This is a genomic window from Paraburkholderia sp. IW21, from assembly GCF_041321145.1.
GTDB lineage: Bacteria > Pseudomonadota > Gammaproteobacteria > Burkholderiales > Burkholderiaceae > Paraburkholderia.
Genome location: NZ_JBGGWA010000002.1, coordinates 64761 through 78716 on the forward strand (window position 1 = coordinate 64761; position 13956 = coordinate 78716).

At 61.5% G+C, this 13956-nt stretch carries 10 protein-coding genes; 1 reads left to right on the forward strand and 9 read right to left on the reverse strand.

Going from position 1 to position 13956, the window contains the following annotated elements:
- Positions 1-26: 26 nt before the first annotated feature.
- From folP to ACAX43_RS04110, 3 genes are all read right to left on the reverse strand, one after another.
- Positions 27-926 carry a dihydropteroate synthase gene (gene folP, locus ACAX43_RS04100; protein ID WP_370707723.1) on the reverse strand — a complete coding sequence of 300 codons (900 nt, stop codon included), beginning with the start codon at positions 924-926 and terminating at the stop codon, positions 27-29.
- Positions 927-1009: 83 nt separating this feature from the next.
- Positions 1010-2899, reverse strand: a complete 1890-nt coding sequence (gene ftsH / locus ACAX43_RS04105) for an ATP-dependent zinc metalloprotease FtsH (protein ID WP_370707158.1) — start codon at positions 2897-2899, stop codon at positions 1010-1012.
- A gap of 188 nt (positions 2900-3087) precedes the next feature.
- Positions 3088-3750: an RlmE family RNA methyltransferase gene (locus tag ACAX43_RS04110; RefSeq protein WP_370707159.1), complete on the reverse strand. Its 663-nt coding sequence runs from the start codon at positions 3748-3750 to the stop codon at positions 3088-3090.
- Positions 3751-3951: 201 nt separating this feature from the next.
- Here ACAX43_RS04110 and ACAX43_RS04115 point away from each other — a divergent pair, with 201 nt between their 5' ends.
- The gene (locus tag ACAX43_RS04115; protein WP_370707160.1) at positions 3952-4482 is read left to right on the forward strand and encodes a YhbY family RNA-binding protein; all 531 of its coding nucleotides are present in this window, start codon (positions 3952-3954) and stop codon (positions 4480-4482) included.
- Between the two features lie 151 nt (positions 4483-4633).
- On the opposite strand, the gene ACAX43_RS04120 is transcribed toward ACAX43_RS04115, so the two are convergent.
- The 6 genes from ACAX43_RS04120 to ACAX43_RS04145 form a co-directional block, all read right to left on the reverse strand.
- On the reverse strand, positions 4634-5143 hold the full coding sequence (locus ACAX43_RS04120; protein WP_370707161.1) for a DUF4149 domain-containing protein: 510 nt from the start codon (positions 5141-5143) through the stop codon (positions 4634-4636).
- 20 nt (positions 5144-5163) lie between these two features.
- The gene (gene greA / locus ACAX43_RS04125) at positions 5164-5640 is read right to left on the reverse strand and encodes a transcription elongation factor GreA (protein ID WP_370707162.1); all 477 of its coding nucleotides are present in this window, start codon (positions 5638-5640) and stop codon (positions 5164-5166) included.
- Between the two features lie 151 nt (positions 5641-5791).
- Complete coding sequence (carB, locus tag ACAX43_RS04130; protein ID WP_370707163.1) at positions 5792-9046, reverse strand: carbamoyl-phosphate synthase large subunit; 3255 nt, start codon at positions 9044-9046, stop codon at positions 5792-5794.
- A 150-nt stretch (positions 9047-9196) separates the two neighbouring features.
- Positions 9197-10351: a glutamine-hydrolyzing carbamoyl-phosphate synthase small subunit gene (gene carA, locus ACAX43_RS04135; RefSeq protein ID WP_370707164.1), complete on the reverse strand. Its 1155-nt coding sequence runs from the start codon at positions 10349-10351 to the stop codon at positions 9197-9199.
- A 430-nt stretch (positions 10352-10781) separates the two neighbouring features.
- Positions 10782-12023, reverse strand: a complete 1242-nt coding sequence (locus tag ACAX43_RS04140; protein WP_370707165.1) for a nitrate/nitrite transporter — start codon at positions 12021-12023, stop codon at positions 10782-10784.
- A gap of 200 nt (positions 12024-12223) precedes the next feature.
- Complete coding sequence (locus ACAX43_RS04145) at positions 12224-13918, reverse strand: transglycosylase SLT domain-containing protein (RefSeq protein WP_370707166.1); 1695 nt, start codon at positions 13916-13918, stop codon at positions 12224-12226.
- Positions 13919-13956: the final 38 nt, after the last annotated feature.

A 13956-nucleotide genomic window follows, 5' to 3' on the forward strand; every position in this document is an offset into this window, starting at 1 on the left:
CTATGTGCCTCCTTGGCTTTTTTGGTTCAGCCGCGCGTGCGGTTGTGATTCGCCGCTTCGCGCATGGCTGCCCATACCTTCAATGCATCCACGGTTTGCGCGACGTCGTGCACGCGCAAAATTGCCGCGCCCCGTTCGGCCGCACACACCGCTGCTGCGATGCTGCCCGCGACACGCTCCGGCGCAGGACGTCCGATTACCGCGCCGATCATCGACTTTCGCGACATGCCGGCGAGAATAGGGTACGACGGCTCGGCTCGCGGTGCCGTGTCCGGCAGATGCGCGAGCAACGCGTAATTGTGTTCGATCACCGCTTTGCCGAAGCCGAAACCCGGGTCCACACTGATACGAGCACGGGCGATGCCCGCTTGCTTCAAGGCCACTACCCGTTCTTCGAGAAACTGGCGAACCTCGCTAACCACATCATCATAGGCGGGCTCACCGAGTTGCATGGTCTGCGGCTCGCCGAGCATGTGCATCACGCATAGACCGCATTCACTGTCGCGTACGGCATCGATAGCGCCGACCATCCGGAAACCCCAGATATCGTTGATCAGGTCGGCACCCGCAGTCAGTGCGTAGCGCATCACTTCCGGCTTGTATGTATCGACCGACAGCGGCACATTCGCGCCGTGCAACTGCTCGACCAGCGGAATCACCCGCTCCAACTCTTCATCGAGCGGCACTGGCGGCGCCCCTGGGCGGGTCGACTCGCCGCCGATGTCGACGATATCCGCTCCGTCGAGCAGCATGCGCTCGGCCTGCCGCAGCGCTTCGCCGCGCACCGCGTATTTGCCGCCGTCGGAAAAAGAATCAGGCGTGACGTTCAGGATGCCCATGACCAACGGGCGTTCAAAGGTCAGCTTGAAGCGGCCGCATTGCAGCGGTTCCGGCAAGGGAAAAGAAGGAAATTCGACTTTCGACACGTAGCGGTCAATCACGTAATACGGATAAATGCAAAACGGGCCGGTGTGAAACACACCGGCCCGCACTTTCTGCTGGTTGCCTATCAGGCCGGCGCGGTCGCGCTACCCGGCTTGACCTCGGTGCCCGGGCTGCCGCCCGACGAGGCGTCGCTTGCCGACGGCGTCGAGCTCTTCGGCGAACGCGGCGGACGGCCTGCCATGATGTCGTTGATCTGATCGGCGTCGATCGTTTCCCACTCCATCAGTGCGGCGGTCATGGCTTCGACCTTGTCGCGGTTCTCGTCAAGCAGGCGCTTGGCGAGGTTGTACTGCTCGTCCAGCACGCGGCGGATTTCCGCGTCGACCTTCTGCTGCGTCGCTTCCGAAATGGTGCGCGTGAAACCACGGCCAAACGGCGTTGCGTCGTTCTCGTCGTCGACGTAGACCATCGGTCCCAGCGCGTCCGTCATACCGAAGCGAGCCACCATGGCGCGGGCCGTAGCCGTTGCCTTGTTGAAGTCGTCCGATGCGCCGGTGCTGATCAGGTTCAGGAACAGCTCTTCCGCGACACGGCCACCGAACAGGATTGCGAGGCGATCCAGCAGGTAGTCCTTCGAATACGTTTCGTTGTCATGCTCCGGCAACTGCCACGTGACGCCCAGCGCACGGCCGCGGGGGATGATCGTGACCTTGTGCACCGGATCGGCCTTCGGCAACAGTTTGGCGATGACCGCGTGACCCGACTCGTGATACGCCGTGGCGCGCTTCGACTCTTCGCGAATCACGGCCGACTTGCGCTCCGGACCCATGAAGATCTTGTCCTTCGCGTCTTCGAAGTCGTTCATTTCAACGATGCGCTTGCCCCGGCGTGCAGCAAACAACGCTGCTTCGTTCACGAGGTTCGCCAGATCGGCGCCCGAGAAGCCAGGCGTGCCGCGTGCGATGACCGCCGCGTCGACGTCGTTCGAAATCGGCACCTTGCGCAGGTGAACCTTCATGATGTGTTCGCGGCCGCGGATGTCCGGCAGACCGACGTACACCTGGCGGTCGAAACGGCCCGGACGCAGCAGTGCCTTATCGAGCACGTCCGAACGGTTCGTGGCAGCGATCACGATCACACCGGAATTCGCCTCGAAACCGTCCATCTCGACCAGCATCTGGTTCAAGGTCTGCTCGCGTTCGTCATTACCGCCGCCCATGCCGGCGCCACGATGACGGCCAACCGCGTCGATTTCGTCGATGAACACGATACACGGCGCGTGCTTCTTGGCCTGCTCGAACATGTCGCGCACTCGAGCCGCGCCCACACCCACGAACATTTCGACGAAGTCCGAACCCGAGATGCTGAAGAAAGGCACCTTCGCTTCGCCAGCGATCGCACGCGCCAGCAACGTCTTACCGGTTCCGGGCGGCCCGACCAGCAGCACGCCGCGTGGAATGCGCCCACCTAGCTTCTGGAACTTCTGTGGATCGCGCAGAAAGTCGACCAGTTCGGAGACTTCTTCCTTGGCTTCGTCGCAACCGGCGACGTCGGTGAAATTGATTGCGTTGTTGTTTTCGTCGATCAGACGTGCACGGGATTTACCGAACGAGAACGCACCGCCTTTCCCGCCTCCCTGCATCTGTCGCATCATGTAGAACCAGAAGCCGATGATCAGGATCGTCGGTCCGAGGTAGTACAGCGCAGACACTAGCGCATTCGGTTCGTCATCAGCCTTGCCGCTCACCTGAACGCCATATTTCATCAGATCGCCGACCATCCAGATGTCGCCAGGCGACACGATCTGGTACTTCTGGCCGTCTGCTGGAGTGACCGTGAGGTTCCGCCCCTGGACAATGACGTTCTTGACTTTGCCGTTCTTCGCGTCGTCCATGAACTGCGAATAGGAAACGCCTTCCTGGACACGGGGCTTGTCGAACTGCTTGAACACCGTAAACAGCACCAGTGCGATAACCAGCCACACTGCTGCCTTCGAAAACATATTGTTGTTCAAAGCACCACTCCTTCACTTAGACGGGCGCCTACATTTGCCTTGCGGCACCACGAAAGCATTCTAATCCAGTCCGCAGACCCCTGCCATAACGTTTCGCTACCACATAAATAGCGCAGCGGGCCATCAGAGCACCGATTTCCGGTGCCGCTGGCCCTGTGACGGCGGATGCGGACCTTCTTGCAGCGCGCCTATGCGGACCGCTTGAGATGCTTACCCAAAATAAACGTTTCTGACGACTTATCCCGCGAGGCTTTCGGCTTGCGGGCCGCCACCATCTTGAACTGGCGCTTGAACTTTTCGACAATCTGGCTGTAACCACTGCCGTGAAAACATTTGACTAAAAGGGCACCATCCGGCTTCAGATGATTTTGCGAGAATTCCATCGCGATATCGCAAAGATGCTCGATTCGCGCGGCATCCGCCACAGCCACTCCCGACAGGTTGGGCGCCATATCCGAAATTACAAGGTCAACCTGGCGTTCTCCCACCAATTCTTCCAGTTGAAGCAGAACCGAGTCTTCGCGGAAGTCGCCCTGAATGAAATGGACGTCGGCGATCGGCTCCATCGGCAGCATATCCAGCGCGATGATCGTGCCATCGATGCCGCCTTCACGCTCGGCGTCGCGCTGCGCGCCCTTTGCGAGCTTGTTACGGGCGTACTGACTCCAGCTACCCGGCACCGAGCCGAGGTCGACAATCACCTGGCCTGGCCGGATCAGCTTGTCCTGTTCGTCGATTTCCTTCAGCTTGTAGGCTGCGCGGGCGCGGTAACCCTCCCGCTGCGCCATTTTTACGTACGGGTCGTTGATGTGATCGTGCAGCCACGCCGTGTTGAACTTGTTTTTTGCCATTAAACGTTGAACTCTTGCTGCGCTATGTCGCGCTTTAGCGGATAATACGCGGTTAATTCTCGCGGCCACCGCCAAAACTGGCAGTCATCCGCGATTCTGTTGTTCTGACGTGCCGCCCTGCCGAATCATCGCATCGACCCAAATCGACCGAATCGATCGGTAATGCAGGTGCCACCATTTTAGTCGAGTCTCCCACTTTCCATGCCAGCCCTTAAAGTCTCTTCCGACCAACGCGCCGAGTTGCGCTCCCAGGCACATGCGCTCAAACCGGTCGTGCTCGTCGGCGCCGAAGGCTTGACCGACGCTGTGCTATCCGAGATCAAGGTCCACCTTGGCGCCCATCAACTGATCAAGATCCGTGTGTTCGGCGACGAACGCGAAGAGCGCATCGCCATCTACGAACAAATCTGCGACAAGCTGAGCGCGGCCCCAATCCAGCATATCGGCAAGCTGCTGGTGATCTGGAAGCCGGAAGCGGCAATACAACCGGCCGTGAAGGCCAAGCGCGGCGCGCTGCCGAGTGCCCGCGAAGCGGCTGTAGAAGCCAAACCCGGGAAAGGCCGCGCACCGCGCGTGGTCACGGTGGTGAAGCCCAGCGAAATCCCGATGCGCAAACCGAAGGCAAAAGCCGTCGTGGTGCGCGGCAATGAACGCGTCACGCAAGGCGGCAACATCAAGCGGGCCAAGAAGCGCCAGACCAGCGCGAAGCGCGCGCATCAGTCGTCGAAGTAAGCGAGTGATGAGAGGTGCGGACGGTGTCCGCACCTTGGGGTGAACTGTTCAGGCCGCCTGGGTAGTACCTGTTTGGGTCGCGCTGCTCGAGTAACGCCGCCCCGGGTATCACTACAGGCAAACCCGCTCAAGCAAGCCGGAACCTTGCCACTCAACTGGTTACTTTCCCGGCAGCGCTGCGAGCGCCCTGGTCCGCGGTCACGACGCCAGCACCCGCCGGCAGCTTCCACACCAGCGCCACGCCCAGCAGGCTTTCGATCAGATAGAACAGACTCGATACGCCGTGCAGGATGCCGAAGCGCATCGCATACGCCGAATGCCCGACGTCGCTGCCCGCTTCGAGCGCGGCAACGCGCATTGCATTCATGAACGGCTGCAACGCAAAGTAACCCACCAGCACGCACACCAGCATACCGGCGATCAACCAGCGCAAACGGCGATACGCCTCGCTGCCGCGACGAACCAGCACGTTCGCAAGACCTAGCAGCAAAATACCGCACACCGCGCCCAGCACGCCTTCAATGCGAAACAGTTGCGCCGCCACGGCGCCCGCTGTCATGCGGTCGAGCGACGTAAACAACACCGGCGCGACAGCATAGCCGATAGTCAACAGACTACCGACCCACACCACCGTGAGCAGACGGAACAGTCGATGCGGCATCAGGGACACCGGGGCCGCCTTCACACGTAGCTAACTGCGATGATTTCGTACTCGCGCACGCCGCTCGGCGCCTGCACCGATGCAACGTCGCCTTCCGACTTGCCGATCAGCGCGCGCGCGATCGGCGAGCTGATCGAAATGAGGCCGTGGTCGATGTCCGCTTCGTCGTCGCCGACAATCTGATATTTAACCGAAGCACCGGAACCGAGGTCTTCCAACTCCACAGTCGCACCGAACACCACGCGGCCGTCTGCCTCCACCTTGGACGGGTCGATAACCTGCGCACCGGCCAGCTTGGATTCGATTTCGGCAATACGGCCTTCGATGAAGCCCTGCTTTTCCTTCGCCGCGTCGTATTCCGCGTTTTCCGACAGATCGCCCTGGGCACGCGCTTCCGCGATCGAATTGATCACCGAGGGACGCTCAACCGATTTCAGGCGCTGCAATTCATCGCGCAACATTTCCGCGCCGCGCTTCGTCAATGGAACAGTGCTCATAAACAACTCTATGCAAAAAACAGCCGTAAAAAAAATCACCGCGGTTAAGTGCATTCCGCGAGGGCCAGAGCGCGGGACAAAGCCCGGGCCCAAGCACCTGCGGAACGCCGCTTAACCGCGGCACTTACATCTTGGACAGGTATTCGAAGCCTTAGTTTAGGCGAGCGTGGAGGCCTTGTAAATCATAGACTTCCAGGTTCTTCAAATAGCGCAAACCTTCCACTGCGGCCCGTGCGCCAGACATTGTCGTGTAGTACGTGACCTTGTTCGCCTGTGCGCTCATGCGGATCGAACGCGAATCGGCGATCGCCGCGCGGGTTTCGTCGACCGTGGTGAAGACCAGCGCGATTTCGCCGTTCTTGATCATGTCGACGATATGCGGACGGCCGTCCTTCACCTTGTTGACGACCTTGACCGGTACGCCGGCCGCTTCGATCGCGGCAGCCGTACCCTTGGTCGCAACGATCGGATAGCCGAGTTCGTGCAGCATGCGCGCGACTTCGACCGCCTTCGGCTTGTCGGCGTCCATCACGGTCAGCAGCACCGTGCCCGATTCCGGCAGACGCGAACCTGCCGCGAGCTGCGACTTGAACAGCGCTTCGCCAAACGTCTGACCCACGCCCATCACTTCACCGGTCGAACGCATTTCCGGTCCGAGCACCGGATCGACTGCCGGGAACTTGACGAACGGGAACACCGCTTCCTTCACGCTGAAGTACGGCGGATCGATTTCCTTCGTCACGCCCTGTTGCGCGAGCGTCTGGCCGACCATCGCGCGCGCCGCGATCTTCGCGAGCGGCAGGCTGGTCGCCTTCGAGACATACGGCACGGTACGCGACGCACGCGGGTTCACTTCGAGCACGTAAATCACGTCCTCTTTCGAACCGTCCGCCTGCGGCACTTGCTGAATCGCGAATTGCACGTTCATCAGGCCGATCACGTTCAGCGCCTTGGCCATTGCGCCGGTTTGGCGCTTCAGCTCGGCAATGGTCTCCTTCGACAGCGAGTACGGCGGCAGCGAGCAAGCCGAGTCGCCCGAGTGCACGCCCGCCTGTTCGATGTGCTCCATCACGCCGCCGATGAACACGGCTTCGCCGTCGGAGATGCAATCGACGTCGCATTCGATCGCGTCGTTCAGGAAGCGGTCGAGCAACACCGGCGAATCGTTCGACACCTTCACGGCCTCGCGCATGTAGCGCTCGAGGTCGCGCGGCTCGTGGACGATTTCCATGGCGCGGCCGCCCAGCACGTACGACGGACGCACCACCAGCGGATAGCCGATTTCGTCGGCCAGCTTCAGTGCTTCGTCTTCGGCACGCGCGGTGCGGTTCGGCGGCTGACGCAGGCCGAGGTTCTGCAGCAGCTTCTGGAAACGCTCGCGATCTTCAGCCGCGTCGATCATGTCCGGCGACGTGCCGACGATCGGCACACCGTTCGCTTCGAGATCGAGCGCGAGCTTCAGCGGCGTTTGACCACCGTATTGCACGATCACGCCAACCGGCTTTTCCTTATCGACGATTTCGAGCACGTCTTCGAGCGTCAGCGATTCGAAGTACAGACGATCGGACGTGTCGTAGTCGGTCGAAACGGTTTCAGGGTTGCAGTTGACCATGATCGTTTCGTAGCCGTCTTCGCGCATGGCGAGGGCGGCGTGCACGCAGCAGTAGTCGAACTCGATGCCCTGGCCGATCCGGTTCGGGCCGCCGCCCAGCACCATGATCTTCTTGTTGTTGGTCGGGTTCGCTTCGCACTCGTCTTCGTACGTGGAGTACATGTACGCTGTTTTCGTTGCGAACTCCGCCGCGCACGTATCGACGCGCTTGTACACCGGGCGCACGTTCAGCTCGATACGGCGTTGCCGCACTTCCGGCGGCTTCGCGCCGAGCAGCCTGGCGAGGCGGCGATCCGAGAAGCCACTTTGCTTCACATACTTGAGTTCTTCCTTCGACAGGCTTGCCAGCGTGCGACCGGCCAGCGCCTTCTCCTTCAGGATGATCTGTTCAATCTGCGCGAGGAACCACGGATCGATCGAAGTCTCTTCGAAAATTTCCTCTGCCGTCATGCCGATACGGAACGCATCGCCGACGTACCAGATGCGATCCGGACCGGCTTCGCCGATCTCGCGGATGATCTCGTCGCGGTTATCGGTCTTCTCGTCCAGCCCGTCGACACCGACTTCCAGACCGCGCAGCGCCTTCTGGAACGATTCCTGGAAGGTACGGCCGATAGCCATCACTTCGCCGACCGACTTCATCTGCGTGGTCAGGCGAGAATCGGCTTCGCGGAATTTTTCGAATGCGAAACGCGGGATCTTGGTGACGACGTAGTCGATGGTCGGCTCGAACGATGCCGGGGTTTGGCCGCCGGTGATTTCGTTTTTCAACTCATCGAGCGTATAGCCGCAGGCGAGCTTCGCCGCGACCTTCGCGATCGGGAAGCCGGTGGCCTTCGACGCCAATGCCGACGAACGCGACACACGCGGATTCATTTCGATCACGACCATCCGGCCGTCTTTCGGATTGATCGAGAACTGCACGTTCGAACCACCGGTGTCGACGCCGATCTCGCGCAGCACCGCGAGCGATGCGTTACGCAGGATCTGGTATTCCTTGTCCGTGAGCGTTTGCGCCGGCGCGACGGTGATCGAGTCGCCGGTGTGGATGCCCATCGGGTCCAGGTTTTCGATCGAACAAACGATGATGCAGTTGTCCTTTTTATCGCGGACCACTTCCATCTCGTACTCTTTCCAGCCAAGCAGCGATTCTTCGATCAGCAGTTCGCGCGTGGGCGACAGATCGAGGCCGCGCTTGCAGATCTCTTCGAATTCGTCGCGGTTGTACGCGATACCGCCGCCGGAACCGCCGAGCGTGAACGACGGACGGATCACGACCGGATAACCGCCGCTGCCCGTTTGCACAGCGATGTCGGCCTGAACCTGCAGCGCTTCTTCCATCGAATGCGCAGTGCCCGACTTGGCCGAACCGAGGCCGATCCTGGTCATCGCGTCTTTGAACTTCTGACGGTCTTCGGCCTTGTCGATCGCCTCCGGCGAGGCGCCGATCAGCTCGACCTTGTACTTCTCCAGCACGCCGTGCGCGTGGAGATCCAGCGCGCAGTTCAGCGCGGTCTGGCCACCCATCGTCGGCAGGATCGCGTCCGGGCGTTCCTTGGCGATGATGCGCTCCACCACTTCCCACGTGATCGGCTCGATGTAGGTCACGTCGGCCGTGTTCGGGTCGGTCATGATCGTCGCCGGATTGCTGTTGACGAGAATGACCTTGTAGCCTTCCTCGCGCAGCGCCTTGCATGCCTGCGCGCCCGAGTAGTCGAACTCGCACGCCTGGCCGATGATGATCGGACCCGCGCCGATAATGAGGATGCTCTTGATGTCTGTCCGCTTGGGCATAACGCTCTCGCTAATGTATTCCTGAATTCTTTCCGTCGGCGCGCGTCGTTATTACGTTGCGCGCGCTCTGTTTTGTGCGGCTCGCCGTGCTTCGCCCTGAGTGCGCCGATCGCGTTGCGAGCCGCGCGCCGCTGGGGCGCTTCACAAGACCTAAGCCGCTGCGGTCTTGCCCGCCTTTTTTTCGTCCATCAACGCCGTGAAGCGGTCGAACAGATAGGCGATGTCGTTCGGGCCGGGCGACGCTTCCGGGTGGCCCTGGAAGCAGAAGGCCGGCTTGTCGGTCAGTGCGAAGCCTTGCAGCGTGCCGTCGAACAGCGAAATGTGCGTGACTTGGGCGTTGGCCGGCAGCGTGTCGGCGTCGACTGCGAAGCCATGGTTCTGCGACGTGATGACCACCCGGCCGTCGCCAAGATCCTTTACCGGATGGTTCGCGCCGTGGTGGCCGGTCTTCATCTTCAGGGTCTTGGCGCCGAGCGCGAGGCCCATGATCTGGTGGCCGAGGCAGATGCCAAAGGTCGGAATGCCGCGTTCGATCAGTTCCTTGGTGGCAGCGATTGCGTAGTCGCACGGCTCCGGGTCGCCGGGGCCGTTCGACAGGAAGATGCCGTCCGGGTTGAGCGCGAGCGCGTCAGCCGCGGAGGCTTGCGCCGGCAGCACGGTGACGTGGCAGCCACGCTCGGCCAGCATGCGCAGGATGTTGTACTTGACGCCGTAATCGAAAGCGACCACGCGGTACTTCGGCGCATTCTGCTTGCCGTAGCCCGTGCCCAGACGCCATTCGGTCTGGGTCCATTCGTAGCTTTCTTTCGTCGACACGACCTTCGCGAGGTCCATACCCGACAAACCCGGGAACGAGCGCGCGAGTTCGATTGCCTTGGCTTCGTCATCCGAACCGGCGAGAATCGCACCGTTCTGCGCGCCCTTGTCGCGCAACACGCGGGTCAGCTTGCGGGTGTCGAGTCCGGCGATGGCAACGACGCCTTCGTCTTTCAGGTATTGCGGGAGCGTGCGCTCCATGCGGAAGTTCGACGCGAGAACCGGCAGATCGCGAATGATCAGGCCGGCGGCATGGACTTTCGTGGCTTCGACGTCTTCGGCATTCACGCCGACGTTACCGATATGCGGATACGTGAGGGTCACGATCTGGCGCGCGTAGCTCGGGTCTGTCAGGATTTCCTGATAGCCGGTGATAGCGGTGTTGAACACGACTTCGCCGATCGTATGCCCTGGGGCGCCGATCGAGTAACCACGAAAGACCGTGCCGTCGGCGAGTGCGAGCAAAGCGGGAGAAAATGACGGCAACACGGGAGACTCCTTGGGGGAACACCCTGTTGCCGACCTGTCTATCCGACTGCGAGCCGCAGCGAAACGCATCGACACGATGCGCGCGCAGACTCGCTCGCGTACTGCTGGTGACGTCGCAAAGGGCGCGATGGGTCCATTGTGTGGACGGATCGGCTGGGTGCGGGGCGTCAAAAGCGCGCGGCGGATGAACGGTATGGGAGAGGTAGGCGCTAGGGTGCGGGTTGATAAGCTCAAACCTTGGAATTATAGCGTGAAACTACCCTTCCCTCCAAATCCGAGATGGCGAGCCGGCGTAGCAGAGCCCGCCCCGAACCCGACCAAAGTCTTGCTGCATATGCCTCGGAAGCCATCGGGCAAGTTTTGCACGAGCCAGAATCGGGATAGAATCGGTAAATATGACACCCCACCCCGCGAACCGCATGCGGGTGCCTCAAGCCTCCTGTTCGGCGTGCAGGTGCGTCGGACGAACCCGCGTGCGGCCAGGCAGCACGTACCAGATGGCGCTCAACACTTGCAACGCCACCAGAATGCCCCAGGCGGTCAGATGCGCAGCTGGCGGATAGTGGCCGCCGCTGGCCGGCCAGCGCGTCAGCACCGCCCCGACGCCGATCTGGAAGCCGAAAATCAGCAGAAAGATGATCAGTGTCAGCGTGGTATTCACCCGGCCGATCATCTGCGCCGGAAAGTGCCGTGCCATCACCGCGTAGCTGAGAATGCCGGTGCCGCCGAAAATCCCGTACGCCGCCCACAGCAGGCTCGCCGGCAATGGCACGCTGAACATAATCAGCAACTGGGTCAGCACGTAGAGCGCCATGCCGATGCCGCAAAACACATACAGCGAGATGCCGCGTCGCTCAAGGCTGCGCGCCGCCGCGCCGAAACCCACGCAGCCTGCCATCATCGCGAAGCCGAGAATCGACACCAGCGACGCCGCTTCACCCGGCGCGAAACCCTGCACGTCGCGCAGCCAGGCGCCGACCCACAGCGACTGCATCGCGTAGAACACGCCTTGCGTGACGATGGAAAACGACCCGATCTTCCAGAACGCCGCGCTTCGCAGGATATGCAGGGTTCCTTTGAACTGGGCGCCGATGCTGGCCTGGCGGTGAGTTTCCCTGGTGTCAGGCACGAGCGTCCACTGAGCCACCGCCACCAGCACGGTTAGCAGGCCCAACCCGACGCTGACCGCGCGCCAGCTCGCAAACGTCAGCACCCAGGTCAGCGGCGAGCCGACCATCACGCCGCCGAAGCCGCCGACCGCCATCACCAGCCCGTTCATCAACGGCAGACGCCCTGGCTCGAAATGCTGCGCCAACGCCTTGAAGGCAGCGCCAAGACATACCGAGACGCCGACGCCGATCAGCAACCGTCCGAACATCATCATGCCGACGCTGTGCGCTGCGCCGAACACCCATATTCCGAGCGCGGCAAACAGCATGTTGAGCGCCGTCACGCGACGCGCGCCGAAGTGATCGAGCAGCACGCCGGCCGGAATCTGCGCCCCCGCGAAGCCGAGGAAATACAGACTGGTCAGCACGCCCAGGTTGGCGGCCGACAAACCGAGATCGTGCGTGATGAAGGGCGCAAAGCCGAGATTGACGCCACGAAACACGTACGAAACGAAGTAACCGGCGGAAAACAGCAGAAAAACGCGCAACTGGGTCGACGACATAGGCTTTGAATTAGGCGGCCGGCCTGGCCGAAGCAGGAACGATAAAGGAAATCCGCCAAACCCGCCCGCAATGATCCGCACAATGAAAAACGCCGTCACCACTGGTGACGGCGTTGAAAAAACACGGTGCGTGATCGGAGCGCAATTCATGCGCTGCCCCCGCAACGCATGTGGTCACTACCGTGGGAGCCGCTTTTGGTCTACTTACCCTTCTTCGCGTTGGCCGCGGTCTTCGGGCGGCTATCTGCCGCGGCCTTCGACGCCTTGCTGGACGTGGAAGCCGACACCTTCGTCACCTTGCCCTTGCTGGCGCCGGACGCGGTCGGCTTGCCGGCCTTGCCTACCGGCTCGGACACCTTTATCACGGCGGAGCGGCCACGACCCCTTTTCTTATCGTAGCGCGAATCGCTCTTCGTGTCTGCGACGCGGGTGCCGATCTTCTCGACCCCGCCACCCTGCACGTCGGTCGCGATACGCTCCGGACCCGGTTCGCTCGGCATAGCCTTGCCGACCGGCACGTGCAGTACGATCACCTGGCCACGCGAAACGTGATCGCGATGCGTGCGATTCCATGCCTTCACCTGACCAACCGAGACACCATAACGCAATGCAAGAGCCGCCATCGACTGATTGCGGCGCACGCGGATCAGCATCTTGCGGGTATCGGGAACGTCGGGCTCCATTGCCAGCACCGCGCTTTCGGCGACGTCCGCGCTGATGTCCTCGTCGTCGTCCGAACCGCGTGGCACGACGATCGTCGAGCCCGGCTTCAGACGCATGCCTGCCGGAATCTTGTTCACTTCCATCAGCGTGTCGGCGTCGACACCGATCTTTTGCGCGATCGCCGCCGGCGCCGCGCGCTCCGTGACCGTATAAGTAGTCCACGACGACAGCGAACCGGAGTACGACTTCAGATTGCGTTCGAATGCGCTCGCGTTGTCGAACGGCAAGAGGATTTGCGGCTGCGTTGCGCCGAGAATCACCGGCTTTTTGAATGACGGGTTCAACGAACGGAATTCGTCCAGCGACATATTCGCGAGTTTCGCCGCCGTGTCCACGTCGATATCGTGCGCGGTGGTGACCGTCACGAAATACGGGTGGTTCGGAATCGGCGGCAGCGTGAGCCCGTACATCTGCGGGTTCATCACGATGTTCTTCACCGCCTGCAGTTTCGGCACGTAGTTGCGCGTCTCGTTCGGCATGCGCAGACTGAGGTAGTCGGTGGGCAGCCCCGCCGCCTCGTTGCGGGCGATCGCGCGCTGCACGTTGCCCTCGCCCCAGTTGTACGCGGCGAGCGCAAGTTGCCAGTCGCCGAACATGTCATGCAGACGCGACAGGTAGTCGAGCGCGGCGCTGGTTGAAGCCAGCACGTCGCGGCGTTCGTCCTGCCACATGTTCTGCTTGAGGTTGTAGGTGCGGCCCGTGCCCGGCATGAACTGCCACATACCGGCCGCCTTCGCCACCGACAACGCCTGCGGGCTGTACGCTGACTCGATGAACGGCAGCAAGGCAAGCTCGGTCGGCATATGGCGCGCTTCGAGCTCTTCGACAATGTGGTACAGGTATTTCTGCGAGCGCTCGGTCATGCGCTGCACGTAGTCCGGACGCTGCGCATACCAGTTGACCTGCATGTCGACGAGGTCGGTTTGCAGATCCGGCATTTGAAAACCACGGCGAATACGACTCCACAAGTCGGCGTCCGCGCTCGTCAGTTGAGTGACCGAGCCTTGGTCGACGTTGATCGTCTCTTTGGCGGTGGCTGTCTTACGAAGGGCGTCGGCTACGGCTTGCTGACTGGCGGGGGTTGTTGCGGTGGTCGCGCTATTCGTCGCCGGTCCCTGGCTCGCGCAAGCGGCGAGTGTCAGGACCAACAACGCACTTAAGATAAATCGCATGAACGTCTCGGTTTCCACAAGGGCTGGAATTTGCAGCC

Coding starts and splice junctions, on each gene's coding strand:
- ACAX43_RS04115 (WP_370707160.1), top strand. CDS start 3,952: ATGCCAGCCCTTAAAGTCTCTTCCGACCAACGCGCCGAGTTGCGCTCC.
- greA (WP_370707162.1), bottom strand. CDS start 5,640: ATGAGCACTGTTCCATTGACGAAGCGCGGCGCGGAAATGTTGCGCGAT.
- ACAX43_RS04110 (WP_370707159.1), bottom strand. CDS start 3,750: ATGGCAAAAAACAAGTTCAACACGGCGTGGCTGCACGATCACATCAAC.
- ACAX43_RS04140 (WP_370707165.1), bottom strand. CDS start 12,023: ATGTCGTCGACCCAGTTGCGCGTTTTTCTGCTGTTTTCCGCCGGTTAC.
- carB (WP_370707163.1), bottom strand. CDS start 9,046: ATGCCCAAGCGGACAGACATCAAGAGCATCCTCATTATCGGCGCGGGT.
- ACAX43_RS04120 (WP_370707161.1), bottom strand. CDS start 5,143: ATGCCGCATCGACTGTTCCGTCTGCTCACGGTGGTGTGGGTCGGTAGT.
- ACAX43_RS04145 (WP_370707166.1), bottom strand. CDS start 13,918: ATGCGATTTATCTTAAGTGCGTTGTTGGTCCTGACACTCGCCGCTTGC.